The organism is Pseudomonas oryzicola (assembly GCF_014269185.2).
GTDB lineage: Bacteria > Pseudomonadota > Gammaproteobacteria > Pseudomonadales > Pseudomonadaceae > Aquipseudomonas > Aquipseudomonas oryzicola.
In genome coordinates, this window is record NZ_JABWRZ020000001.1 from 3,227,568 (window position 1) to 3,253,150 (window position 25,583).

Below are 25,583 nucleotides of genomic sequence, written 5' to 3' on the forward strand. Positions count from 1 at the left end.
GAACAGTTCTAGAAACCACTTTCACGCACGCCCAGCGCTGCCAACCGGCGCCAGGCTGCTTCCAGCAACGACTCGCGGGCACCGTCGAGCACCACCACTCCGCGCAACGGCTGAGCAATGTCGGCGGTTGCTGTGGTTGGGCTCAGCCATACGCCGTACTGCGCGTGTAGTGGTTCCGCACGCTGCTGGCTGTCGCGGCGCACGGCAATCGGGCCATGGCGATCAGAGGCCAATGCTTCCAGCTCAAGGTAAGCTGCCCCGGTGGCGTCTATCTGTTCCAGGCGCACCGGCAATGCCGCGCGCAATGGGTCATCGCCAATGAAACGGCCCTCGATGCCCGGCGCCACCCGCCACAACTCGGCCTCGGCCAGGTAACCACGCAAGCGCACCCCGGGCTCGACGATACGCCCCAGGGGTTGGGCAGTGTTCAGCCATTGCCCGACCGCCAGCCCGGCCGGCAGGTCGCGCAAAACCCCGTCGTGAGGGGCGCGCAGCAGCAGCCGCTGACGCTGCGCGGCCAGGCCGCGGAATTCCGCCACCGCCTCGGCCAGTTGCTGCTCAAGTATGCCAGCGTCGCCAGCTGTGGCACTGCGCCCGGACTGTCGGCGCAGCAGCAACTGGAGTATCTCGATTTCGCGGCGAACGATCGCCTGGCGCGAATCGAGGTCGGGCGATTCCAGCTCCAGCAGCAATTGGCCCTGGCTGACTTGCTCGCCATCCTGCACCAGCAAACGCTTCAAGCGTGCCGCCAGCGGGGCGTGCAAGGCACTCACGCGGGACGCTTCGAGCATAGCCGGCACTTCCACCGCACCGCGCCACGGCACCACCAGCAGCGCCAGCAGCAGCAACACCCCAAGGCCACTGCGCACGGCCTTGTGCGGCTGGGCCTGGCCGCGCCGCTGCCACCACTGCTGCACCTCCTTGTACACTGGCAGGCCGATGAACCACACCAGTTCGACCAGCATCAGGAAAATGCCCAGCACCTTGAAAAACAGGTGGTACACCGCCAGGGCGATACCGAAGAACAGCACTGCACGCCACAGCCAGGCACCATAGCCCCACACCAGCAGGCGCTTGTGCATGCCTTCGGGCCAAGGCTCGGGCTTTGCGTCGCCGTAGCCGAACAGCGCCTCGCGCAGGCGCCAGCGGCACAGGGCGAAGGCGCGTTGCTGCAGGTTTTCGACGCCCCACAGGTCGCTGATCAGGAAGTAACCGTCGAAACGCATGAACGGGTTGAGGTTGACCAGCAAGGTAGTCACCCAGGTGGCGCTGGCGAGCATGAACGCTGCGGTGCGCAGCGGCCCATCGGGCAGCAGCGACCAGGCCAGCAGAGCCAGCACCGCCAGGACCAGTTCGGCGAGGACGCCCCCGGCATCGATCAGCAGCCGCGAGCGCCGGTCGCTCACCCGCCAGGCGTCACTGACATCGGTATAGAACATCGGCAACATGACCATGAAGGCCAACCCCATGCTCTGCACCCGACAGCCAGCCCGCTTGGCCATATAGGCATGGCCGAATTCGTGGCAAAGCTTGGCAAAGGCCAGGGCCAGCCCGAAGACGAGCATGCCGCCCAGGCTGAACAGGTGCGGGAACGTGGCGATGAAACGCGACCAGTCGCGGGCCATCAGGAATACGCCGAGTACCAGCAACGCGGGCAGACCAAAGCGCAACAGCCAGCCGGCATGGCGTTCGAGCAGCGGCCAACTGCGATTGAGGAAAGCGTCCGGACGCCACAACGGGATACGGAAGAACAAGTACTGGTGCAGCGCCTTCTTCCAGACGCTCTGCCGGGTGGCCGCGGCTTTGCTGGCGTAGCTTTGACGCTGGTCGGCATCCTCCGCGCTCAGCAGGTCATGTTGAGCAAGGAACCCTCGCAGTGTGTCCAGTTCGTCGGCTTGCAATCGCGCGCCTGGTTCGGCATTGGCCGCCGCCAGTACCTGCTGCGGATCGCCCAGGCCCCAGTGGTGCAACAAGCGCACCGCGGCTGCGCCGAGCTTGAAGTAACGACCGCGCAGCGGGTCGGCCAGGGTCCATTGCGCTGAACCGTCCAGCGCCGGCGCCGCTGGCGACAGTTGCAGGTCGGCTCGCAGGGCCGGCAGCATCACCAGCCCAGCCCTTGGCGCACCGCCGCCAGCGGGCGGCGCAGCAGGTAATAGGCCAGCGGCGCACGCTCGCCATACAGCTTGGCGGTGCCACGCAGGCCGATGCGTGGCGGCGCCTCGACGAACGCCGCATCCAGCCGATAGGCCAACTGCCCGGCAGCGGTAGCCTGGGCTTCGTAGGCGGCACGCTCGAGCTGCGCGGGGTGCCGGTGCAATGGATCGCTGTCCAGGAACAGCGCCACCTCGGCCCCCGGTTGCAGGGCAATGGCGTCGCCCACCGGCAACTCCATGCGCAGCTCGGCCTTGGCGGGATCGGCCAGTTGCAGCAGGCGCTCGCCGGTCTGCACCGGTTTGCCAGTCCAGCGCTGGGCATCGGCGAACACGGCAATGCCATCCCGCTCGGCACGCACTTCGCTGCGCGCCAGCAACTGGCGGGCGTAGTCGAGTTCGGCGCGCTTCTGCTCCACCCGTGCAGCCAGCAGGTCGAGGCGCGCACTGGAGTCAGCATCGGAGAATGCGCGCTGAGTGCTGGCTTTGAGTTCGGCCTCGGCAACCCCCAAGGTACGCTCGGCAACATCCGCCTGCGCCTTGAGCGAGGTGTCGTCGAAACGCACCAGCAGTTCACCGGCGATCACCGTCTGGTTGGGTTTGACCAGAAACTCGGCAATGACTCCATCCAGCGGCGCGGCCACCACCCGGCCACCGCGCGGTACCACCTCGGCGGGCGCCAGCACCGACTGACGGACCGGTATGCACAGCACCACCACGGCCACCGCCACAAGCGCCAGCAGACGCCGTCTTGGCCAGCGCAGGCGCCACGGGCGCGCCGGGCGCAAGGCTTGCCAGGCATGGCCGTAGGCCTCTGCCAGGTGCACCAGCAGGGCCTGCTCGGCAGCGTTGAAGGGGTTATCGCGTGCCAGCCACAAGCCACCGAAGGTTTGCCCCTCACGGTTGTGCAACGGCAGCCAGAAGGCCTGCGCAGCAGACAAAGCCTGCCAGTCGTCGCGCACCTGCGCATCGAGTATCGCCGGGTTGACCGCTGCGGCGGTATCAGCAGCACCGGCGGCCTGCAGCTGCCTGGCGGCGCGCTCGACAAAGGCCACGAACGGGGCATTGCTTTCCACCACGCTGATACCGGTGAGTGCCTGGACCTTGCCTTCGATCAACAGCGCGGCATGACGAAAACCAAACAGCGCCTGGCCATCGTTGACCATGGCATAGGCCAGCTGCTCGCTGCTGGCAGCCTGGCGCGCCTGCCGCTCCAGCCCCAGAAACCGGGCGAAGGCATGCTCAGCCACGCCGTTGGCGGCGGCCGTCATGGTTGTTCCGGGAAAATGGCCGTACCGCTCATGCCCGCCAACAGCCCTTGGGCGTCCCGCGGCAGTTCGCCGATCAGCAGCAGGGTCTGGCTGCCTTCATCGATCCGCGCGCCGACGCGCTTGACCTGCGCCTGCAGCGGTCGGCCAGTTTCATCCGGGGTGAACTGGAAAGGTTGACCGGGTTTCAGGCGTGCGAGCCAGTTCGACGGCACCAGCAGCTGGATCTCCAGCGAGCGGTTGTCCACCACTTCCAGCAGCGGCGCCCCGCTGGGTACGCTTTCGTGTGGCTGGGCACGGCGTTGCACCACACGGCCATCGAACGGTGCATTGACCACGCAGCGCCTGACCTGCACCTGGTACACCTGCGCTTCGGCCTGGGCTTGGGCCTGCCTGGCTTCGGCCAGGGAAACCTCGTACCGGCCGACCGACTTGAGGGCGGCCAGTTGCCGATTGTGGTCGAGTTCCTCTCGTGAGGCGCGCACCGCCGCCTGGGCAGCATTGAGCTGGGCCTGGTAAGCAGCGCAATCGAAGCGCGCCAAGGTACTGCCCTTCTTGAAGTCTTCGCCCTCTGCAAAGGGCATCTCGACAATGCGCCCGGCCAGTTCACTGGCCAGCACTGCGTGATCACGGGCGCGCAGCACGCCACGGGCGTTTTGCCCAGTGCCTGCATCGCCGCGCGCCGGCGTGTCCAGCAGTGGGTCGCCTGGTGCTTCACTGGCCACCGCCAGTGGCAACTGCAACACAGCCAAGGCCAGGGCCAGGCGGATGGCAGGACGCATGGGGCACACTCCTTGTGAACTCGGTGGCCGGAGTGTACGACAAAGATGATGGCACGGATATATCACCGTGTCCGGCGCTGACCTGCAGTCCAGCTCATGCGAGCGTGGCCGTCAGGACACACCGGGATCTACACCTTCGCCGGCAGCCATCAGTTGCATCAACGCGCGGTTTTCCACCGGCCGGCTAAGCAGGTAACCCTGCACCTCATGGCACTGGTCGTCGCAAAGCAAGGCCAGCTGTTCTGCGGTCTCCACGCCCTCGGCGGTGACGGTCATGCCCATCGCGTTGCCCAGGTTGATGATAGCCTGCACCACGCTGCGATCACTGCTGCTGGTGCCCAACGACTGGACGAAGCGCTTGTCGATCTTGATGCTGTCGAACGGGTAGGTGCGCAAATAGCCCAGGGAAGAGTAGCCCGTGCCGAAGTCATCCATGTTCAGACGTACCCCCAGCTCCTTCAATGCATTCATGGTGTGCAGGGCACCTTCCACGTCATTGAGCATGACGTTCTCGGTAATCTCCAGCTCCAGCCGATGGGCAGGCAGGCCCGTGTGCCGGAGCGCTTCAGCCACGTCCCGCACCACGTCGCTGCGGCTGAACTGCGCTGGCGACATGTTGACCGAGACCAGGATAGCCAACGGCCAGCCACGTGCCAGGGTGCAAGCCTCCTGGAGCACCCAGTTGCCCAGCTGCACGATCAGGTCGGACTCCTCGGCCAGGGCAATGAAGCGGTCTGGCCGCAGCAAACCGAGCCGTGGATGTTGCCAGCGCACCAGCGCCTCGGCAGACGCCACCGTTACCCCGTCCACCTTGTAACGTGGCTGGAAATGCAAGCGCAGCTCACCACGGGCGATGCCCTCGCGCAGTTCACGTTCCAGTTCGCGCTTTTCCAGCAATGCCGAGTTCAGCTGTGCCGAGAAGTAGCGCCAGGTATGCTTGCCGGCCTGTTTCGCGCTGTACAAGGCCACATCGGCATACCGGATCAGGTCACTGGGCGAACCGGCATACTCTGCAGACAACACCACCCCGAGGCTGACCCCGACCTGCACCTTGTGTTGCTCGAAGGTGATCGGGCGCTTGAGGGCTTCGACGACCCGCGCGCAGAAGCGGTCCACTTCATCATGTTTGCCCGGCCGGGCCAGCACGATGACGAACTCGTCTCCGCCCAGGCGCGCCACCAGGTCGGTATCGCGGGTCACCTGCCCGAGCCGACGGGCCACTTCGATCAGCACGGCGTCCCCGGCCGGGTGGCCGAGGCTGTCATTGATCGGTTTGAAATTGTCCAGGTCGAGCATCAGCAAGGCCAGCTCCCCTACCCCGGCATCTTCGAGGAAGCGGAACAACTTGTTGCGATTGGGCAGGCCGGTGAGCGCATCGTGTAGCGACAGGTGCTGCACTTGCGCATGGGCAGCGACTTCGTCGGTGATGTCCGTGCACGTGCCGCGAAAGCCCTGGCAAGCCTTGTGTTCGATGATGGCCTTGGCGGCAATCCGGCATTCTCGCCGTTGCTCATGGTGATCGCGGTACTGGCAACGCAGGCTACCCGTCGACTCGCTGCCGGCCAGGCCGTGCAGCCAGGTCTCGACCTGGCCGGTATCGCAGTCGAACAGGTCGCTGATCGGGCGTTGCAGCCAACGCTCCACGGGGTGCCCGGTCAATTCGGTAAAACGCGCAGAGAGATAGGTCAGGTTCTGCTGCGCGTCGGTCTCCCAGATCCAGTCCGAGGCGGCTTCCGCCACTGCCTTGAAGCGCGCTTCACTGGCTTGCAGAGCGGCTTTCGAGGCGGCAAGCGCGTGGTGGCTACGGTCCATGCCGGCACTGGCGCGCATGGCGTAGCGGGCGCACAGGGCCATGACCAGGGCGATGATCAGCAAAGCCAGGGCCAGCGGCAACAGTACTGTCTCGAGCAGATCGGCCCCTGGTTGTTCAATATGCCAGGTCAGCGCGTAGCCACTGTCCTCCAGCGGCAAACGCCCCTGGTCTGCCTGCACCTGAGGCGCGGCCACGACGGCAAAGCCTGACAGCCCGGCAGAGCGGCCCAGTTGCCCGAGCACCTTCGGGCTGAGTAACCGCACGAACACCAGTACGGCGCCAGCACTCGGCAGCGAGGGCCGAGCCGAGGGCGGGCGGATGACCGCTGCGGTGTACAGCGCCGGTTGGCCGTTGAACACCAGGTAGCCGGAGGCAGCCTGTTCCTCCTGCAGCGTCGCCTGCCGAGCCCGTTGCAGAACCTGGGTGCGGCTGCCGCTGTAGCGTTCGAAGCCCTGTTCGCTGAGACGCCCTTCCAGCATCGCATAGTGGGTGCCGTCATCCCCCAGGACGAACACCCCTTCATAGCCGTCGGTGCTGTAAAGCGTCTCGCCCAGGTTATCCTCGTCGTAGGCCCAGTGCCGGTCCACACGGCCGGCCAAGTGCTCGTATGCGGCCTGCCACACGGCATAGGAGACCAGGTAGTTGCGTTCGCTCTTCTGCAATTGAGCCAGCGCCGACTCGGCGTGGAAACGGCTCTGTGTTCGCTCGCGCGCGTCAAGTGACTCGGCAATGCGGTATAAGGAAACCAGGCCCAATAGCAATATCAGCAGCAGCAGGCTGGAAAAAACCAGGGTCAACTGCCGAACCACCTGACTGCGCGACGAATTACTGCCGAAGGTTGCATCCATTCAGTGGGCGCCTTTTGCCGTACTCCAGAGAATGGACTGCCAGCGATAGGCGCCGATCAATCCGGCCGACGACCGGGCGTCCAATTTCCGGGAGCCCTGCAGACTCGAACGAAACCTCAAAGTACCCGTTTGATCAACGGCTCCAACCGGCTAAAGCGTAGCCGACGCAGGAACTTGCGTACTTCCTTCGGGTGCTCGGCCTTGACGCCCAGCGCCTGCGCCGGGTCGATCTGCGGCGCATGCCGACGCAGTTCGGTCAACTCGGCTTCCCGAGGCACCAGCCATTGGCCTTGAGGGTCATCGATCAGCAGACCGTTCTCCAGGTCCAGGTTGAAACCGCGTGGGTTCAGGTTATTGCCGGTCAGCATTGAATAGCGTTGGTCGACCCACACCCCCTTGGCATGGAAGGTATGCCCGGGGTCGTTCCAGATCCGCACCTGCAACTGGCCGCTGGCAATCGCGGCTTGCCGGCGCCGGGCAAAAGTACGCAGGTTGTCTTCATAAAGGTAAGGCAAGGCACCACTGGCACTGAACGGTTCGCCGGGGGCGATATAGAAGTCATTGGCTGTACGGTCGCCGACAATCAGTTCCACCCGCACGCCCCGCTCCAGCGCAGCATCGAGCTCACGCAGCAACACCCGTGGCGGGTTGAAATACGGCGTGCTGATGATGACCTGGGTATGCGCCGCTGCCAGCAAGGCGCACAGCGCCCGGTTCAGCGGGTTGCCGCGGCCCACGCCCAGCAGCGGAATGACCCGCAGGCCTTGCCCCGCCCCGTCGGCCGGTGCCTCGTACTTCATACGCCGCAGCCGCGCACGCAAGCGCCGGATATCACCGCGCAGGCTGCGGGTGGCGGGCGGCGCCGGCAGGTCCAGGCGTGGCGTAGCGGTGTGGTGCAGCAGGCGCCGCACCAGGTCGACCATGGCATCGGCCAGCGCTGGCGCGTGGAACAGGTGGTAACGGTCCAGGCGGTAGCGCTCGAAGCGGTGCAGGTAGACATTGTTCAGGCTGGCGCCAGTGTAGATCACGCAGTCGTCGATGATACTGCCCTTCAGGTGCAGCACACCGAACAGCTCGCGGGTCTGCACCGGCACGCCATGGATCACGATATCCAGCCCGCGTTGCTGGCGCTGGGCCTGGTACCAGGCGGCGTTACCCGGCTGGCGGCCAGCGCCGAGCAGGCCGCGCCGGGCACGGAACCAGTCGACCACGATGGTGATGTCCAGGCCGGGCCGTGCGGCCTTGGCCTGGTACAGGGCATCCAGCACTTCCTGGCCAGCCTCGTCTTGCTGCAGGTACAGCGCAACGATGACGATGCGGCGGGTCGCCGTACGGATCTGCTCGAGCAGGCAGGCGCGGTAGGCCTTGGCATCGGGCAGCACCTGGATCGACTCGGGCGTCATGGCGTAGCCTGGCAAGCCTGCCAGCAGGGTTTCGGGGTTCACTGACGATCACCTTCTCTGTGCAATCACTGTCGCGCATCAGCTTGCACAGGAACATCGGAATGGTCCAGCCCCGACGCGGCAGAGGGCGCCAGGCGCCCCCGCCGCAACACCGTTACTGCAAGTCGAAGCGGTCCAGCTCCATGACCTTCTCCCAGGCGGCCACGAAGTCCCTGACGAACTTGTCGCCGCCATCACTGCTGCCATACACCTCGCTCAGCGCCCGCAACTGGGCATGCGAGCCAAACACCAGGTCGACCCGGCTGGCACTCCATTTCACCTGCCCGGTCTTGCGGTCATGGCCTTCGAAAGCCTCGTTGTCAGCCGAGGTCGCCTTCCATTCCACACCCATGTCCAGCAGGTTGCGGAAGAAGTCGTTGCTCAGGGTACCGACCTTGTCGGTGAACACGCCCTGCTGGTTGCCGCCATGGTTGGCGCCAAGCACGCGCAGGCCGCCGATCAGCACGGTCAGCTCCGGAGCGGTAAGGGTCAACAACTGGGCCTTGTCCAGCAGCAGCTTTTCGGCCTTGACGCTGTAGCGGGCCTTGGTGAAGTTGCGGAAGCCATCGGCCAGCGGCTCCAGCACAGCGAACGACTCGACGTCGGTCTGCGCCTGCGAGGCATCGGTACGCCCCGGGCGGAAGGCCACGCTGACGTTGTGCCCGGCATCCCTGGCAGCCTTTTCCACTGCGGCAGCGCCGGCGAGGACGATCAGGTCGGCCAGGGAGATTTTCTTGCCACCGGCATTGAACTCGGCCTGAATCTTCTCCAGCGCAGCCAGCACCTTGCCGGTGCCCTGGTTCGCCGGCCAGTCCTTCTGTGGTGCCAGGCGCAGGCGACCACCATTGGCCCCGCCACGCTTGTCCGAGCCACGGAAGGTCGACGCCGCCGCCCATGCGGTGGCCACCAGCTCGCCAACGCTCAGGCCCGCCGCCAGCACCTTGGCCTTGAGCGCAGCAATGTCCTGCTCACCCACCAGCGGGTGGTCGACCTTGGGAATCGGGTCTTGCCACAGCAGCTCTTCGCTGGGCATTTCCGGGCCCAGGTAGCGCGCCAGCGGCCCCATGTCGCGGTGAATCAGCTTGTACCAGGCACGGGCGAACGCGTCCGCCAGCTGGTCCGGGTTGTCCTTGAAGCGACGGGCGATCGGCTCGTAGATCGGGTCGAAGCGCAGCGCCAGGTCGGAGGTGAGCATGGACGGCGCGTGGCGCTTGGCCGGGTCGTGCGCATCTGGCACGGTGCCTGCCCCTTTGCCGTCTTTTGGCCGCCACTGGTGCGCACCTGCCGGGCTCTTGGTCAGCTCCCAGTCGAAGTTGAACAGGTTGTTGAGGTATTCGTTGCTCCACCGGGTGGGGGTGGAAGTCCAGGTAACTTCCAGGCCGCTGGTGATGGTATCTGCGCCTTTACCGCTACCGAACCGGTTGGCCCAACCCAGGCCTTGCAGCTCCAGGCCCGCCGCCTCCGGCTCGGCCCCGACGTTGTCGGCAGGGCCTGCGCCGTGGGTCTTGCCGAAGGCATGCCCACCGGCGATCAGGGCCACGGTTTCTTCATCGTTCATGGCCATGCGACCGAAGGTTTCGCGGATATCCTTGCCCGAAGCCACCGGGTCGGGGTTACCGTCCGGGCCTTCCGGGTTCACATAGATCAGGCCCATCTGCACGGCGGCCAACGGGTTTTCCAGGTTGCGTTCGCCGCTCAGCGCGCGGCTTTGCTCCTCCGCGTGCTTCGCTGGCTCGGCGACCAGGTCACCCTGGCCCGGCGGTTGGGCCTTGACCTGTTCCTTGCCGTAACGAAGGTCGCCGCCCAGCCAGACCTTTTCCGACCCCCAGTACACATCTTCGTCCGGCTCCCACACATCGGCACGGCCGCCGGAAAAGCCGAAGGTCTTGAAGCCCATGGATTCGAGGGCGACGTTGCCGGTGAGCACGATCAGGTCGGCCCAGGAAATCTTGTTGCCGTATTTCTGCTTGATCGGCCACAGCAGGCGCCGGGCCTTGTCCAGGCTGACGTTGTCCGGCCAGCTGTTGAGCGGGGCGAAGCGCTGCTGGCCAGAACCTGCACCACCCCGGCCATCGCCGATGCGGTAGGTGCCCGCGCTGTGCCAGGCCATGCGGATGAACAGCGGCCCATAATGGCCGAAGTCGGCGGGCCACCAGTCCTGGGAGTCGGTCATCAGGGCGGTCAGGTCTTTTTTCAGGGCCTGGAAGTCGAGGCTCTTGAACGCCTTGGCATAATCGAAACCCGGGTCCATCGGGTCGGACTTGGAGGAATGCTGGTGAAGAATCCTCAGATTGAGCTGGTCAGGCCACCAGTCACGGTTGTTGGTGCCGCCACCTGCGGTTTGATGGAACGGGCATTTCGATGCGTTCGACATCTGCGTGTACCTTCGGGTCGTTTATCCAGATTTCCGGTCTGTGCCAGGTGTTCTTTCAGCCGAGCGCGTGCGCTCGTGCTCCCCCTCATCAGGTCTGTACAGGGGCTTGCGAAACTGCCACGGCAGGCGGCGGCGGTCTTGCACACAAGTGCTGACACCTCGCCCGCTCGCGCAATTGATGAAGCCAGTGAAAAGACTAGCCGAGCCTGGGCAGAGAGCTAATAGAGTGACTGTTAAGGGCTGATAGGCTGGCTCTGTCAGGAGGCAGGTCCGCCGGCTCTACGCCTGAAGGGAGCAACCTGGCAACTCGAACCCCCGGAGCGCTGCGTGTTCTGTATGGTTAGCGGCCAGGCCAAAGCTGATTTCCGGAGACAAGCATGCTGCGCATTTTTGAACGATGGCTCGACCCCTTCCCCCCCGACGAGGTGCCACCGCCACCCGCAGGCCTGTTGCGTTTCATGTGGGCCTGCAGCCGCGGCGCGCGCGGCTACATTCTGGCACTTGCCTTGCTCAGCGCCGCGGTGTCGATCTACGAAGCCTGGCTGTTCGCCTTCCTCGGCCAGGTGGTCGACCTGCTTTCGGCCTGGCAGGCCGGTGATGCCGCAAGCCCCCAGGAAAGCCACGTACTGTGGGGGATCGGCATCGTCCTGCTGACCAGCATCGGGCTGGTGGCAATGCGCACGATGGTGCAGCACCAGGTGCTGGCGATCAATTTGCCGCTGCGCCTGCGCTGGGATTTTCACCGGCTGATGCTGCGCCAGAGCCTGTCGTTCTTTTCCGACGAGTTCTCCGGCCGGGTCACCACCAAGGTGATGCAGACGGCACTGGCAGTACGTGAAGTGCTGTTTACCGTCATCGAGATCCTGCCCGGCATCGGCGTGTACTTCATCGCGATCATCGCCCTGGCCGGTGGCTTCGCCCTGAAGCTGATGTTGCCGTTCGTTGCCTGGGTGGTACTGTTCGGGCTGGCCATGCTGTATTTCGTACCGCGCCTGGGCAAGGTCGGGGAGGAACAGGCCCATGCACGGTCGTCGATGACCGGGCGGGTGTCGGACGCCTACACCAACATCACCACGGTGAAGCTGTTCTCGCATTCCAGGCGTGAGGCGCATTTCGCCCGCGCTGCCATGGAGGATTTCAAGCACACCGGCTTTCGCCAGATGCGCCTGGTCAGCCAATTCGAGATCGTCAACCAGGCGCTGGTGGTGGGGCTGATCCTGGGGGCAGGCGGCTATGCCCTGTGGCTATGGCACCAGGGCCAGGTCGGCACCGGCGCGGTGGCGACCATTACTGCCATGGCCTTGCGGATCAACGGCATGTCGCACTGGATCATGTGGCAGATGACCTCGCTGTTCGAGAACATCGGCACCGTACAGGACGGCATGGCCACCCTGACCCGCGGCCCCAAGGTGCAGGATGCACCGGATGCCGGAGAGCTGGTGCCGTGCGGCGGCGCGGTGACCTTCGACAAGGTCAGCTTCAACTACAACGGCGAGCGCCAGGTGCTCAACGACTTGAGCCTGCACATCCGCCCTGGCGAAAAGGTCGGGCTGGTCGGCCGCTCCGGCGCTGGCAAATCCACGTTGATCAACCTGCTGCTGCGGTTCTATGACGTGGACAGTGGCGAAATCCGCATCGACGGGCAGAACATCGCCCAAGTCACCCAGGACAGCCTGCGCAGCGCCATCGGCATGGTCACCCAGGACACCTCGCTGCTGCACCGCTCGATTCGCGACAACATCGCCTATGGCCGCCCCGATGCGACCGAGGCGCAGATCCGCGCCGCTGCGGTGAATGCGCAGGCCGACGGTTTCATCCGCCAGCTCAGCGACCGCCAGGGCCACAGCGGCTATGACACGCTGGTGGGCGAGCGCGGCATCAAGCTGTCCGGCGGCCAACGCCAGCGCATCGCCATTGCCCGGGTGATGCTGAAGAACGCGCCGATCCTGTTGCTGGACGAAGCCACCAGCGCGCTGGATTCGGAAGTCGAAGTGGCCATCCAGGAAAGCCTGGATGAAATGATGCAGGGCAAGACCGTCATCGCCATCGCCCACCGGTTGTCGACCATTGCCGCCATGGACCGGCTGATCGTCATGGATGAAGGGCGCATCATCGAGCAAGGTACCCATGCGCAGTTGCTGGCGAACAAGGGGACCTATGCACGCTTGTGGCAGCACCAGAGTGGCGGCTTCCTGGGTGAGGACCAGGGCGTGGCCGAGGCGGTTGAGTAAGCCGCCCGATGGAACCCCGCGCCAGCCGATCAACTACCTGGCTGGCAGGGCATTGAGCAGCGTGCAGACACCAGAGGTCTGGCCGGCCCTGATTCATAAAGCCTGCTCCTCCGATGCCGCCACGTGCGCCACATTGACTGGCTGCTGCAACAAACCCCGCGGCAGGTGGAAGCCCTTGAACGGTTGCTGCGTGATGGGGTTGAAGGCTTTTTCTGCGTTCAGCCGATAGCGCATCACGCCATCACCAGTCCGGAAACTGAGGTCCACGCTGGTGGCGGTCCGCCCGTTGAGCGCACCGCGACTGAGCAAGCGGAACATCGACCACGGGCCGCGGTACCCCAGGCTGCTGCTGTTGCCGTTTTGCCTGAGCAAGGTCAGGTTGCTGCGCACTTGCTGCCCCAGGGTATTGGGCCAGACGATACCGGTGATTTGACTCGGACCGTGGGTGTAGGCAATCAACTGACCGTCCAGGTCCAGCAGGCTCGTACGCTGGTTGGCGCTCAGCCCCAATGGCTCGATGCTGAACTGCACGCTCAGGTTTCCGCGTTGATCGAAGAACGTTTCGCGGATGCGATTCGCCAGCGCCAGCTGTTCGAGCACATCGCTGCGGATCAGCGACTGCTGCTGCCCGGCTCGCAGGGCTTCGAGGTTGTCATCGAGGAACAGCTTCAGGTACTGGTCATGGAATTGCTGCAGCCGCCCCTTTGGCCCGAAGAACGCTTCGAAATCCTCCAGGGAAGCGTCAGGTGCCCTCACCACGAATGGGTATCGCCCTGCCAATCGCTGCTGGAAGAAACTGTAGACGTCAGCATCCCAGCGGCGCTCCAGCTCAAGCAATGCCTGAATGTTCAGCACCTGCGCAGTCTGCTCCGCGACCTTTCCGAGTTGGTGGTTGAGCGGCTCCGACAGGCCTGTCGCCAGCCGCTGCAAGGTGCCGATCGGGTCGTGCCCAGTCATCGAAAAGCGCTGACGCACAGCCTGCAGAGCCGCCTTGCCCCGGTCGGGACTGTCCTGTACCGCCTTGGCGTAGGCGTGAACCGCGGTCAGCGCGGCAAGGGTTTCCTCATAGCCGCTCGGCTTGTCGCCTGTCGCCTGCAACATGCCGCTGAGCCCGGCGAATGCGCGCTGGATGGCCAAGGTCTGCTGCTGTTCAGCGGCGCGGCCAGCTGGCTGCAGAACAGCTGTCTCGCCTGGCACCTCCTCGCCTGCTGGCGACCACAGCGTGGTGTTGTCCTTCACTGTATCCAGCAGTCGTTGCAGCGGTGCCGCAGGCCCGGTCATTTGCTCGAGAACTGCGACTGCATGCTCCAGATCACGGAAGTCCACCAGCGAAAACGCGGCCAGCGCCCGCCGCCAGCTATCAATGTAATCGCTGCTGTACAGGCTGCGTACGCGAGCAACAAGCGCGTCCCGATCGGCATCGGAATAATCGAGTTGGCCGCGCTCGCCCAGCGCCCACTGGTCGATCATCGCCATTTCGACGAACCGCTGGCCGAGCGGTTCAACGTACGCCTGGAAACCTTTGGCGGTGAGCATCGGCGCAATCACGAAGCCAGCATCATCGCGCATGGAAACGGAAGCCGGCCGATAGACCACATCGAAGGCTGGCCCGACCTGGTAACGCAGGTCCAGGCCCTGGTGCAGCTGTTCCTCAGCGCGCTGCTTGAGGCCCGCATAGATTCGCTCCGGCAGGGGCAATTTGCGCAGGGCCTGCTGTACTTCGGCAACGCGTTGCTGGTACTGGGGCAGGTCGGCGTCGGCATAAGCCAAGGCGTATTGCAGGTGTCGCATGAGCTCGCGCTGCAGTTGCCCCTGGCCCGGGAAGGCTAGCTGCCACCGCTGGGCCATCCACTCCTCGACCCATTCGGGGCGGCGGTTCTGGCGATCCTCAAGCATACGGTAAACCCTGAGCGCGGCCATCTGCTGCTCACTGCCAGGGGGCGCGGCGCTCATCGCGTCGACTACACCACTGGCCAATGCCGGCAGGAAGCGCCTGCCGAGCAGGCTCAGATAGGCCTCGTCGACCCGAGGCCCGATCGCGCGCCCCTGATAGAGGCCCGCATCGGCTACACCTGGCCATGCAGTGCGATAGTCGCCGAACACCGCCACTGCATCGCGGATCTGGTTCAGCGGCTCCAGCAGGTTGCGCCCGGTCGGGTCAAGATGCTGGTCCAGTTGCCGGTGGCTGTACTCCTTGCTCTTGGCGAGTACGCTGGCAGCCTTGGCAGCATTGCTATCGAAGTGACGCTGCCAGCTGGCGACAACGATACAGAACGCCAGCATGCCTACTGCGGAACCCACGCGGAACAACTGGCGCTTGCTGCGAGCCACCCTGGCGTTGTCGCCAGCGAGACCGACCTCGCGGTAGATGACGCGCCTGAAGGCCTGCTGGATGAAGTATGCCAACGCCTTGCCCTGCGCCTTGCCTTCACGCAAGGGCAGTTTTGTCTTGTAGGGCTGTGCCGCCTCACGGACGAATGCGTTGAGCATATCGCCCTGCTGCACCACCGACGACCAGTAGAGCCCACGTACCAGGGCGGGCGTGGTGAAGCGGTCACTGCCCAGCGTTTCACGCAGGAACGACAGCAATATCGGTTTCAGCCCAACCAGCTGCGCATGCAGGGAGAACAAGCGCGCACGGGCCGGCGCCCTGCCAAGTCCGTCAAGCTGATCGAAGACCTGCTCGAACAGCAGCCTGATCAAACGGTCGTAATGGCTGCGGTATTCGTCCAGCCAGGCGTCGGACGAACCGGCCGCACCCAGCTTGAACGTGAAGCCGAGCAATTCCTCCCGCCTGGAAGCCGAGAGCCTGCCATAGAGCTGATCGAAACCATCGAGCAAGTCGAACTTGGACAGCACTACATACAACGGCAGGCGCGCGCCCAGCCGGCTACCGACCTCGTGCAGGCGCGCGCGCAGCACATGGGCCAACGCCAGGCGTTGGTCGGACGTACCATGCAACAACGCAGGCAGGTCAATGACCAGCACCACCCCATTCAGCGCCCTCTGACTGCGGTTGTTCAGCAGCCATCCCAGCAGGTGCTCCCACAGCCTGGCCGGGGCTTCAGGTGGCGGGGAAACTCCAGGCTGCTCAGGGCCAGGCTGCGCTCCCGGCGCTGCAGCCTGGCTGATGAAGGCGCCCGGAGGGTCGATGATCACTGCGTCGTTGCTGACCCACCAGCCTACCGGGTAAGCCAGCGCCCCGGCTTGCAGGCCACGGGCCTGGGCCCTGTCGATGCGGGTCAGGAAAAAACTCTGGTCGCTGCGATCGATGAAGCTGCTCTTGCCAGCCTGTACGTCACCCAAAACCAGATACCATGGCAGCCGATACAAGGCGCTTCGCCCGCCAACATTGTCCAGATAGCTGGCCAGCCTCTGGTTCAACGCGTGCTCCTGTGCCTGAACCAGCGGCAGCGTGGGATCCAGCGTGGCCGCCACGGCCTGCTTGCGGTCCGTTTGCAGGCGGCGCACACGTCTGCGCAACACGATGAGCCAGCCAAGTAACGGCACCACCACCAGCACCAGGCTCGCAACAAGACGATGTGCGACGTTGGCCAGCGGTTGTTGTTCACGCCACGTCCAATGCGGGCCAAGCCACCAGATGGCGATCAGCATCAGCACGGCGCCCAGCCCAAGTAGCAGCGGCATTGCCAGACCAATACGGCGGGAAAGGTGCAAGCCCCAGCGTTTCAATTGTTTCCATGATGGGTTCATATGGGCTCCGGATCCTTAATCTGAGCGGCCGATGCGGTGGATGTCGTGTAGTGCTGGAGCCGCTGGAATAACTCGGGCTCCCACGCATCGGCAGTGGTTTGCTGCATGGTCCGCGCAACGCCGATGCATAGGTCCCGGGCCAGCCAGGACACGCCGCGTGCCGCCAGCAAATCAGCAGCGATGAGCGTGGTGTGCGAGCGCTCACGCGGCGAGTTCAGATCCGCCTGCATTCCCTGCAACCTCAGGAGCACGGGCTCTACACCCGTGCCATCAAGCTGGGCAATGAGTTCCTCCCGCAGGCTGCCGAACTCCTGGGAAGCAGCGCCTTGGGCTGACGCACCCTGGCAGCCGTTCAGCCATGCCAGGGCTTGATCGTCAAGGAACGGCGTGCCATCGCTGAAGCACAATTGCTGCAACGAAGGCAGGCGCTGGACAAAACGTGCGGTGGTACTGCGAATGGCCTCGCTGACCTCGTCCAGCGCCAGCTGAGACGCTACGCTTGCCGCCAGGAAGCTGCCTCGAAACCAGTAAGGGGCTGCCGTGAGGCTCTTCTCGATCCGATGCAGTAGCGCGACATCCACTGAAGTACCCGCCACGAGGTTTTCGTAGCCCGCAATCACCTCTGGCGGCACCGCCATCAGGCCCGTGCAGTGCCGCTGCCTGACGGCTGGCGCCGCCTGGATATGCGACCACAGGCCGAAACGACGTAGCTGGTAACCGGTCGGATCGTACGGATCCTGTTGATTGATGAGCTCGGCCATGGTCAATACGGCACGCCGCGTTTCCCGCTCGCTGCCAATGGAAACCCGGGGCGCTGGCATGGCGATCACGTCTGCCAGTGGCACGGGCTGCTGGCTTGCAGCAGTCAGGGTCGGCGCGACAGCTTCGCCAGCACCGGTGGCCAGCTCCGCTTGCAGGTGTAACAAGCGTTCCAGTTCGCCCAACCCGGTCGCATCGAGTCGGGCGCCGTCCTGCTGTTGCTTCAGCCGCGTCAGGGCCGCCTGCGCCGCTGCTGCATGGGCAGGGCTGTAAGTGAACCGGTCAAGGCGCGGTAGCGCGTCGATCAAGCGGCCGAGTACAAGACCGACCAGCTTCCGCTTGCCGAGGAAACCTGTGGGACCCGGCTTCGGATGAGCGCTTTCCCAATAGCATTCGACCATGCCGGCCAGCAACGCCAGGGTATACCCCCAGCGTTCCCAGCAAGCGCTGCGCAGCCACGCGGTGCTCAGGTGCGCAACGATCCGCATGTGCTTGCACTGCCGGCACAGGTACTGGCAGGACGCCTCTTCGATGTAGGCCCAATCGATTGACGCCTCCTGCAGCCCGCCCAGCTTGACCATCTCCTGGTCTATCGCCTGGTAGGTTTCATCCTCGATATCGAACAACCCAGCCGGGACCGTCGGATCGATCGGGGCGAGCAGCCGACTGACCTCATCCGCTGATGTCTGCACTACCACCGGCAAGTACTCCGCGCCTGTGCGATCAACGGCCCCAGGCCCTGGGCATCGAACACCAGCCCGTCGACCTCGCTGCGATCGCTCGCCACCACTATCCGGTGGGCACCGATCAGTTGCCTGATCTGTTCGATTGCGGGCAAGCCGCGACCGGCGTCGAGTACCTGGCCGTTTTCCATTACACGCCACGGCGTGTTGCGCGTGGCGCCACCCTCGCTTGTCAGCCTCACGGTAACCCAGCTCGCGTCGATGGGACGCGTGGTAATCAGCTGCAGCCGCGATATCTTCTGTATGCAGCTGATGGCGAGATAGGAGCGTTCTTGGGTTGAGGCGATGGCAGGCGCCGAGATTATCAGCTCCGCTGTTGCTGAGCCGACTTCACCGCCACTGCTGATGCGAAAGGTCAGGTCATCGGCTGCTCGCGAAGCCTCGTTTGCCATTACCCGAATCAACGTGGGCGCTTCCTGCTCCTGCGCTGACCACGCTCTGGATGACACATGTGCCGGAGTACCGGCTGCCCGGTCAAAACAAGCCAGGCGCTCGATGTCGGAGACGATCCGGGGGCAGTCGCGATCAAGCTCGGCCAGCACCGGCTGCATACAAAACAGCAACGACACGCCTGCGTAACATGTACGGCGGAATATCATTCAAAGTTTACCCACGCAATGAAAACATAAGCCTGCTCGGCCATGCGCAGTGTTTTTCTGACAAGTGAATACCCACTTACGCCCTCCCGCGCATAACCACTCCAAACGAAACCGGCACGAGCCTAGTACATCGCACAGCGTGCATACAAACAAATATTTATTTACATATTAAGCCTCGACCAAAGGGTGCGTTTCCATGCATGGTTTTTATGGCGGCAGGGCAAGTAAGCGAGCCAGAAAATACTCTGCAGGAAACTTCCTACAAACAGAACAAACAATTAAACACGCCTTCCGGAAATATCCTACAAATATCACTAAAGAGCCATGTGCCGATGTCTAGAAATTCGGGATCCGTTGCACCCAAAGAGCGTATAAACATCAAGTACGTTTCAGCTACCCGTGATGAACAGGCCGAAGTAGAGTTGCCACACAAGATGCTTGTCCTGGGCGACTTCGGCCTGGATGACAGCCGTGCGCTTGAAGACCGTTCGGTGATGCGCATCGACAAACACACATTCAACAACGTGTTGCACGACGCCGACGTCAGCCTGGCCATGTCCGTACCCTCCCTGCTCAGCACCGCAGCCGATAGCGAGCTGGCGGTCAACCTGCAGTTCAGGTCAATCAAGGATTTCAGCCCAGATCAGATTATCCGGCAGGTACCAGAGCTCAACAAATTATTGCAGTTGCGTGAAGCACTGGTCGCCTTGAAGGGTCCGCTCGGCAACGTGCCAACTTTCCGCAAACACCTGCAACAGCTGTTGAATGACGAGCAAGCGCGCAAACAACTCGCCGAAGAACTCGAGCAGGCGCTCGCGGCACCACAAGAAGATTGAGACAGCGGAGCGTCCGATGCAAAGACCAAGCGACACTACCCAAGCAGTTGAAACAACGAGCGAAACGTTGAGCAACGCAACCCTGCTCGACCAGATTATGGCTGAGACCAAGTTGGTACCCGCGCAAGAGGGCTATCAGGTCGCCCGCCAAGGTGTTTCTGCCTTTATTGCGGAAATCCTGAAAAGTGATGACCCGGACCAACTGGTCAATAAGCATCGAGTTGATCAGATGATTGCCGAACTTGATCGGGTGCTCAGCAAGCAGATGGACGCCATTCTGCATCAGCCCGCGTTCCAGCAGCTGGAGTCGTCCTGGCGCAGCCTCAAACTTTTGGTCGACCGCACGGACTTCCGCGAAAATATAAAGCTCGAAGTCTTGCATGTGAGCAAGCATGACCTGCTCGAGGATTTCGAGAATGCTGCCGACATCACCTGCAGCGGCCTGTATAAACACGTTTACACCGCAGGTTATGGCCAGTTCGGTGGCGAGCCCGTGGCTGCCATGGTCGGCAACTATAGCTTCGGGCCCTCCTCTCCCGACATCAAGCTGCTGAGCTACATGGCCTCGGTCGGTGCCATGTCACACGCGCCTTTCCTGGCGGCGCCGTCTCCAGAGTTCTTCAACCTCGGCAGCTTTGAGGACCTGCCCAACCTCAAGGAGATCAAGGACATTTTTGCCGGCCCGCGCCATGCCAAATGGCGTGCCTTCCGCGAAAGCGAAGACTCCCGCCACGTCGCGCTGACCGGCCCGCGCTTCATGCTGCGCTCCGCCTACCACCCCACGGAACAGGCGATTGAGAGTTTCAACTACGAAGAAGACATTGCCGGGCGCCACGACAACTACCTGTGGGGCAACTCCGCCTTCCTGCTGGCCAGCTGCATCAACGACAGTTTCGCCCGCTACCGCTGGTGCCCGAACATCATCGGCCCGCAGTCGGGCGGTGCTGTCGAGGACCTGCCGGTGCACCTGTACGAGGCCATGGGCCAGTTGCAGGCGAAGATTCCTACCGAAGTGCTGATTTCCGATCGAAAGGAATTCGAACTCGCCGAAGAGGGTTTCATTGCCCTGACCATGCGCAAAGACAGTGACAATGCCGCGTTCTTCTCGGCCAACTCGGCGCAAAAACCCAAGAACTTCCCAAAGACGCCCGAAGGGCTGCAAGCCCAGACCAACTACAAGCTCGGTACGCAGTTGCCCTACCTGTTCATCGTCAATCGCCTGGCCCATTACATCAAGGTGCTGCAGCGCGAACAGATCGGCAGCTGGAAGGAGCGACGCGATCTCGAGGCCGAACTCAACAAGTGGATCAAACAGTACGTCGCCGACCAGGAGAACCCTTCAGCGGATGTACGCAGCCGCCGTCCACTGCGTGCTGCACGGGTAGAAGTCTCGGACGTTGCCGGTGATCCAGGCTGGTACCAGGTCTCGCTCGCTGTGCGCCCTCACTTCAAGTACATGGGCGCGAACTTCGAGATTTCCCTGGTTGGACGGCTCGACACCCAATGACTGGCTTTTTTGATCGTTTGACGGCTGGTCAATCCGCTATCGGCGGGCACTCCCTGCAGGAGAACGCCTTCCACAAGATCGCCGCCATCAAGCGCCACCTCGAAACACTGCTCAACGCCCGGCAAGGTTGCTCACAGAGCAGCCCTGAACTGGGCCTGCGGGATTTCAATGGACACGATGCGAGCAGTGGCGACCTGCTGGAACAAGTGAGCCTTGATATCCGCCGCACCATCCGACGCTTTGAACCACGCATACAAGTCTGTGCGCTTAGAGCCGTGCCCGATTATCACACCCCGCTGGAATTGCATTTCCGGCTGGACTGCCAGGTACAGGTCAATGACCAGGCAGAGCAGTTGCAACTGGAACTGCTGGTCAACGGGCACAACCGCTTCACCCGAGTGAGATGAACCATGTCACTGAAGGACAGATTCAGCGAAGAACTGCGGTACCTGCGCGAATTGGGAAACGATTTCGTCAAGGACAACCCGCAACTGGCCCGGTTGCTTGGCAACGGGGGAAGCGACCCGGATGTCGAGCGTCTGATGGAAGCATTCGCATTTCTCACAGCCAGGCTGAGGCTGAAGCTGGAAGACGACCTGCCGGAATTGACCCACCCCATGCTGCAGTTGCTGTGGCCCAACTACCTTCGGCCCCTGCCCAGCGTGACGATTATCGAGTTCACGCCACGCATGCAGGCACTCAGCCAGGCACAACAGATCGCCAAAGGCTCGAGGCTGTTCTCAAAGCCGGTGGACGGTGTCGCCTGCGAGTTTCGCACCTGCACGCCGGTGAACATTCATCCGTTCGCAATCGACACGGTTGGCGCAACCCAGACCCTCGACAGCGCAGTGGTCCGCATCCGCCTGCAAACGCTGGTCGAACGGCCATTGAATACGCTGGGCTGTACCAGCCTCGACTTTCACCTCAGCGGTGACCAGCGTACCGCCCGTACGTTGTATCTGTGGATGTCGCAGTACCTCGAGCATGTCTGCGTCAGCGTCAATGGCCAGGTCCGCCGGATGCCGGCCAGCAGCCTTGCCTTCCCCGGCTTCAGCGCTGATGAAGCCCTGCTGCCCTACCCGAAAAATGTCTTTGATGGTTACCGGATCCTGCAGGAATACTTCATGTTCGCGCAGCGCTTCCATTTTTTCACCATCACCGGGCTGGACAGGCTTTGGCCCGCGGAACAAAGCAAGCAGGTCGACATCGAATTCCACTTCTGCCGCTTGCTGCCTGATTCGCTGCGTATCGGCAAAGCAGATTTCAAGCTGTTCTGCACGCCGGCGGTCAACCTGTTCGAACACAGCGCCGAGCCCATCGACCTGTCCAGCAGCAAAGCCCAGTTCGAGCTTAAGCCCAAAGGCACGCAGCAGTACGCTCACGAGATCTTCAGCGTAGATGCGGTCATCAGCACCCGCACCACCGCAGACGGGAGCATCGGCGAACACCTCAGAACCTTCCGGCCATTCGAGTCGTTCGCCCACGAAATCGAGCACGTGCAAGGCCGCACGGCGTTGTATTACCGCTACACGCTCGAAGAATCCTTGCGCGACCAAGGCGTCACGCACCGCATCGCCTTCGTACGCGCGGATGCCAACACCTATATCGGCGAGCTGGAAACTGCGTCCATCGACCTGACCTGCACCAACCGCGACCTGCCGCTAGCTTTGGGCATCGGTGACATCAACGTGCTCACCGAGGCTACGCCTCCCCTCGCCACCTACACCAACATCTGCGCTCCGTCGCGCCCCTATCGCCCGGTGCTGGACGGCCAGTTGCAGTGGGCGTTGATTTCCAACATGTCACTCAACTACCTGTCACTGCTATCGGTCGATCCACTGAAAGCAGTGATACGCGCGTACGACTTCGCCGCTCTGCACGACATCCAGCACGCTCGCACCACGCGCAAGCACCTCGACGGCATCCGCGAGATCCATACAGAGCCCCTGGACTGGCTGATAAAAGGGCAGCCCATTCGCGGGCTGCGTACCCGCCTGAAGCTGGACCAGGCTGCCTTCCTTTGTGAGGGCGACCTCTACCTGTTCAGTTGCGCACTGGCCCACTTCTTCGCGCTGTACGCCAGCATCAACTCCTTCCACCAACTGGAAGTGATCAACATCTCCAACAACGAGCACTACACATGGCCACTGCAGACCGGCAAACAACCACTGATCTAGCCGACAGATTGCTCGCCGACGCGCACCAGTACAACTTCTTCCAGTTGCTGGAGCGCTTGTACGGACTGCACGGCGATGACCTTGAACCACGCTGGCCAAGCGAGGCCACCCGGTTGCGGGTACGGCTTGCCAGCGACCCGCGGCTGACTTTCCCGGTTTCGGACGTATACAAAGCCGAACGTATGCCCGGCCCGGAACAGCGCTATCGCGTGTGCACGACCTTCATGGGCTTGCACGGCACCGACTCGCCGTTGCCGACCTATTACCTGGAACAGGTGGCCTACGAACAAGCACAGGGTATCGGTATACGCCCGGCATTCTTCGATTTCTTCAACCACTACCTGCTCAGCCTGCTGCATCGCATCTGGCGTAAATACCGCTACTACATCCGCTTCCAGCCGGGAGCCACCGATGGGTTCTCACAGTACATTTTTGCGCTGCTCGGCCTGAACGACAGGCAGTTGCGGGGCAACACCGCGCTGCCGTGGAGCCGGCTGCTCAGCTTCGCTGGTGTCATTGCCAGCCGCAGCCGTGCGCCAGGAACCGTCGCCGGCATCATTGCCCACTGTTTCGACCTCGAGCAGGTCCATATTCGCGAGTTCGAAACGCGTTCCGTATCCACCACGCTGAAGCAATTGGCCTGCCTTGGTCGGCGTAATGGCGAACTGGGCCGCACGTTCATGCTGGGCAGCCGCACGCGTACCCGCAGCAGCAAGTTCACCATCGTGATTGGCGAAATCGACCAGACGCAGTTGCATGATCTGCTTCCGGGCGGTGTCAACTTCGACCGCTTGCGCGCGCTGATCAATCTATTGCTGCGCGATGGTCTGGCCTATGACCTGGAGCTGCGCCTGAAGCGCAACGCGCTATCGCCATTCTGCCTGCATCGCAGCCAGGGGGCCTACCTGGGCTGGACCAGCTTTGTCGATGACCGCCACGGCCGGGTCAGCCCTGTTGTCCGCTTTCGGGGGCGCGCATGAGCAGCCTTACCTTGAGCGTCATCAATCTCGACCAATTGCAGCACAGCGTAACAGCGCGGCACCGGTTCGACCGCACGGGCGGCACCATCGGCAGCGAAGCGGCTACCTGGCTGCTCACTGACCGCGAGCAGAGCGTGGCGCCCATCCACTGCGAAATCCGCTGGCTGGAGGGCAGCTTCTGTGTGATTGACCACTGTAACCGCACCTACCTGAACGACAGCAGCGTCAGCCTCGGCAAGCGCCCTGCGCGACGGCTTGTCGAGGGCGACCAGCTTCGTGTCGGCAGCTATCGGCTGCTGGTTCAGTACGCACACGCCGATGCACGCCTGGAAGCGCTGTTTAACCCTGACCACAGCGTACTGGACCAGTTGCTCGCCGAGACTTCGGCCCAGGCCTGGCAGCCCAGCCCGGCAGCGCCACAGGCGGCCACCGAGATCTGCTCGGTCTTCAACTGCGACACCGGGAAAGATCCGCTGGCGGCACTCGATGCAGTTGCAGTGACCAGGCCATCGTCGGAGAACCCGCTGCAGTGCCTGATCGCAGGAGAAAGCGCATGATCCGAAGTCTGTTCACCGCCGCCCTTTGCACTGCGCTGATCGCGCTTGCTGGCTGTACCGCCATGAGCAGGGTGAGCCAGGTGGTCCTGGACCCTTCGCTGCCCATCGGGCCGCCCAAGGATCACCCGACCGCGGTTGCATTCAGCATCAACGCCAGCCCGACCCTCAATAGCAACCCGAACAGCCTTGACCCCACCGTCGAACCGGCGACAGCCCTGGATCCCAGCCCCTACGCCGTGAGCCTGAGCGCAAGCGACCCTTACGTTCTGGCTGAGAAAGTCGGGACCCTGTTCGAATACCTCCAGGAGCAATTCCCTGCAACCCCGGCCGTGGTGATGGCTGATGAAGACGGCGCCGCTCCGCTTCGCTCACCGCTGGAGGAAAGTACCCCTGGCAGCTACGACGACTCGACGGTAGTCCTGACCATGCCGCGTGCCACGACCATGGCCAGCGAGGCCGTGGCGACCCCCATCGCCATCAAGATCCTGCAACTGCGTGACGACTCGCTGCTACGCAACAGCGTCTATGAGTTGCTGGAGCAAAACCCTGCCAAAGCCCTGCGCAGCACCTACATCCGCGATGACGACTACCTGCTGCGGCCCGGCCAGTTCAAGTTCATCCCCTTTGCCCCGATTGAGCCTGACACCCGCTTCGTCGCCGTCATCGGCGACTACCGAAACCAGGAAAACGCCACCTGGCAGCAAGTGCTGCGCATTCCGCCACGCGGTCACCAGATCATTCTGTCGGTGTTGGTAAACGACACGCAGATCCTGCTCAAGGAAGAGGATTGATGAAGCCGGCAA

The 25,583-nt window shown here is 63.2% G+C and carries 17 protein-coding genes; 8 read left to right on the forward strand and 9 right to left on the reverse strand.

All coding sequences use genetic code 11. The features are described from left to right. Window positions 1-8: 8 nt before the first annotated feature. The 6 genes from HU760_RS14810 to katG all read right to left on the reverse strand — a co-directional run bounded on the left by HU760_RS14810 (window position 9) and on the right by katG (window position 10,677). A complete protein-coding gene (locus HU760_RS14810; protein ID WP_186679864.1) occupies window positions 9-2,105 on the reverse strand; it encodes an HlyD family efflux transporter periplasmic adaptor subunit in 2,097 nt (698 codons plus the stop codon). Then, window positions 2,102-3,421, reverse strand: coding sequence for an efflux RND transporter periplasmic adaptor subunit (locus HU760_RS14815; protein WP_186679862.1), 1,320 nt, complete (start codon window positions 3,419-3,421; stop codon window positions 2,102-2,104). Before HU760_RS14815 ends, HU760_RS14810 begins: the two co-directional genes overlap by 4 nt. Further along, window positions 3,418-4,200 carry an efflux RND transporter periplasmic adaptor subunit gene (locus HU760_RS14820; RefSeq protein ID WP_186679860.1) on the reverse strand — a complete coding sequence of 261 codons (783 nt, stop codon included), beginning with the start codon at window positions 4,198-4,200 and terminating at the stop codon, window positions 3,418-3,420. The genes HU760_RS14815 and HU760_RS14820 overlap by 4 nt, the downstream gene beginning before the upstream one ends. Before the next feature lie 111 nt (window positions 4,201-4,311). Beyond that, complete coding sequence (locus tag HU760_RS14825) at window positions 4,312-6,861, reverse strand: bifunctional diguanylate cyclase/phosphodiesterase (RefSeq protein ID WP_186679859.1); 2,550 nt, start codon at window positions 6,859-6,861, stop codon at window positions 4,312-4,314. Between the two features lie 116 nt (window positions 6,862-6,977). Then, window positions 6,978-8,306: a CDP-diacylglycerol--serine O-phosphatidyltransferase gene (gene pssA / locus HU760_RS14830; RefSeq protein ID WP_186679857.1), complete on the reverse strand. Its 1,329-nt coding sequence runs from the start codon at window positions 8,304-8,306 to the stop codon at window positions 6,978-6,980. A gap of 112 nt (window positions 8,307-8,418) precedes the next feature. Continuing rightward, window positions 8,419-10,677: a catalase/peroxidase HPI gene (katG, locus tag HU760_RS14835; RefSeq protein ID WP_186679854.1), complete on the reverse strand. Its 2,259-nt coding sequence runs from the start codon at window positions 10,675-10,677 to the stop codon at window positions 8,419-8,421. 377 nt (window positions 10,678-11,054) lie between these two features. Between katG and HU760_RS14840 the strand changes: the two genes are divergently transcribed. Then, a complete protein-coding gene (locus tag HU760_RS14840) occupies window positions 11,055-12,908 on the forward strand; it encodes an ABC transporter ATP-binding protein (protein ID WP_186679853.1) in 1,854 nt (617 codons plus the stop codon). 93 nt (window positions 12,909-13,001) lie between these two features. On the opposite strand, the gene tssM is transcribed toward HU760_RS14840, so the two are convergent. Genes tssM through vasI form a run of 3 tightly spaced genes read right to left on the reverse strand, consistent with a single transcriptional unit; the run spans window position 13,002 to window position 18,693 of the window. After that, window positions 13,002-16,622: a type VI secretion system membrane subunit TssM gene (gene tssM, locus HU760_RS14845; protein WP_186679852.1), complete on the reverse strand. Its 3,621-nt coding sequence runs from the start codon at window positions 16,620-16,622 to the stop codon at window positions 13,002-13,004. Next, a complete protein-coding gene (tssA, locus tag HU760_RS14850) occupies window positions 16,619-18,085 on the reverse strand; it encodes a type VI secretion system protein TssA (protein ID WP_186679844.1) in 1,467 nt (488 codons plus the stop codon). Before tssA ends, tssM begins: the two co-directional genes overlap by 4 nt. Beyond that, window positions 18,073-18,693, reverse strand: a complete 621-nt coding sequence (gene vasI, locus HU760_RS14855; protein ID WP_367615773.1) for a type VI secretion system-associated protein VasI — start codon at window positions 18,691-18,693, stop codon at window positions 18,073-18,075. Before vasI ends, tssA begins: the two co-directional genes overlap by 13 nt. A gap of 362 nt (window positions 18,694-19,055) precedes the next feature. Between vasI and tssB the strand changes: the two genes are divergently transcribed. Genes tssB through tssJ form a run of 7 tightly spaced genes read left to right on the forward strand, consistent with a single transcriptional unit; the run spans window position 19,056 to window position 25,571 of the window. After that, window positions 19,056-19,559 (forward strand): type VI secretion system contractile sheath small subunit, encoded by a 504-nt coding sequence (gene tssB, locus HU760_RS14860; protein ID WP_186680009.1) that lies wholly within the window; start codon window positions 19,056-19,058, stop codon window positions 19,557-19,559. Between the two features lie 16 nt (window positions 19,560-19,575). Beyond that, complete coding sequence (tssC, locus tag HU760_RS14865; RefSeq protein WP_186680001.1) at window positions 19,576-21,066, forward strand: type VI secretion system contractile sheath large subunit; 1,491 nt, start codon at window positions 19,576-19,578, stop codon at window positions 21,064-21,066. Further along, window positions 21,063-21,473 carry a type VI secretion system baseplate subunit TssE gene (gene tssE / locus HU760_RS14870; protein WP_186679835.1) on the forward strand — a complete coding sequence of 137 codons (411 nt, stop codon included), beginning with the start codon at window positions 21,063-21,065 and terminating at the stop codon, window positions 21,471-21,473. The genes tssC and tssE overlap by 4 nt, the downstream gene beginning before the upstream one ends. Window positions 21,474-21,476: 3 nt before the next feature. Continuing rightward, window positions 21,477-23,243 (forward strand): type VI secretion system baseplate subunit TssF, encoded by a 1,767-nt coding sequence (gene tssF, locus HU760_RS14875; protein WP_186679834.1) that lies wholly within the window; start codon window positions 21,477-21,479, stop codon window positions 23,241-23,243. After that, the gene (tssG, locus tag HU760_RS14880; RefSeq protein WP_186679827.1) at window positions 23,207-24,223 is read left to right on the forward strand and encodes a type VI secretion system baseplate subunit TssG; all 1,017 of its coding nucleotides are present in this window, start codon (window positions 23,207-23,209) and stop codon (window positions 24,221-24,223) included. Before tssF ends, tssG begins: the two co-directional genes overlap by 37 nt. Further along, entirely contained in the window at window positions 24,220-24,780 is a 561-nt protein-coding gene (locus HU760_RS14885) for an FHA domain-containing protein (protein WP_186679825.1), read from the forward strand. Before tssG ends, HU760_RS14885 begins: the two co-directional genes overlap by 4 nt. Next, window positions 24,777-25,571, forward strand: coding sequence for a type VI secretion system lipoprotein TssJ (tssJ, locus tag HU760_RS14890; RefSeq protein WP_186679823.1), 795 nt, complete (start codon window positions 24,777-24,779; stop codon window positions 25,569-25,571). Before HU760_RS14885 ends, tssJ begins: the two co-directional genes overlap by 4 nt. The last annotated feature ends 12 nt before the right edge of the window (window positions 25,572-25,583 follow it).

What these genes read in the sequence shown, in the direction of transcription:
- HU760_RS14815 (WP_186679862.1), bottom strand. Translation starts at nt 3,421, where the DNA reads ATGACGGCCGCCGCCAACGGCGTGGCTGAGCATGCCTTCGCCCGGTTT.
- HU760_RS14820 (WP_186679860.1), bottom strand. Translation starts at nt 4,200, where the DNA reads ATGCGTCCTGCCATCCGCCTGGCCCTGGCCTTGGCTGTGTTGCAGTTG.
- HU760_RS14825 (WP_186679859.1), bottom strand. Translation starts at nt 6,861, where the DNA reads ATGGATGCAACCTTCGGCAGTAATTCGTCGCGCAGTCAGGTGGTTCGG.
- katG (WP_186679854.1), bottom strand. Translation starts at nt 10,677, where the DNA reads ATGTCGAACGCATCGAAATGCCCGTTCCATCAAACCGCAGGTGGCGGC.
- HU760_RS14840 (WP_186679853.1), top strand. Translation starts at nt 11,055, where the DNA reads ATGCTGCGCATTTTTGAACGATGGCTCGACCCCTTCCCCCCCGACGAG.
- tssM (WP_186679852.1), bottom strand. Translation starts at nt 16,622, where the DNA reads ATGAACCCATCATGGAAACAATTGAAACGCTGGGGCTTGCACCTTTCC.
- tssB (WP_186680009.1), top strand. Translation starts at nt 19,056, where the DNA reads ATGTCTAGAAATTCGGGATCCGTTGCACCCAAAGAGCGTATAAACATC.
- tssC (WP_186680001.1), top strand. Translation starts at nt 19,576, where the DNA reads ATGCAAAGACCAAGCGACACTACCCAAGCAGTTGAAACAACGAGCGAA.
- tssE (WP_186679835.1), top strand. Translation starts at nt 21,063, where the DNA reads ATGACTGGCTTTTTTGATCGTTTGACGGCTGGTCAATCCGCTATCGGC.
- tssF (WP_186679834.1), top strand. Translation starts at nt 21,477, where the DNA reads ATGTCACTGAAGGACAGATTCAGCGAAGAACTGCGGTACCTGCGCGAA.
- tssG (WP_186679827.1), top strand. Translation starts at nt 23,207, where the DNA reads ATGGCCACTGCAGACCGGCAAACAACCACTGATCTAGCCGACAGATTG.
- HU760_RS14885 (WP_186679825.1), top strand. Translation starts at nt 24,220, where the DNA reads ATGAGCAGCCTTACCTTGAGCGTCATCAATCTCGACCAATTGCAGCAC.
- tssJ (WP_186679823.1), top strand. Translation starts at nt 24,777, where the DNA reads ATGATCCGAAGTCTGTTCACCGCCGCCCTTTGCACTGCGCTGATCGCG.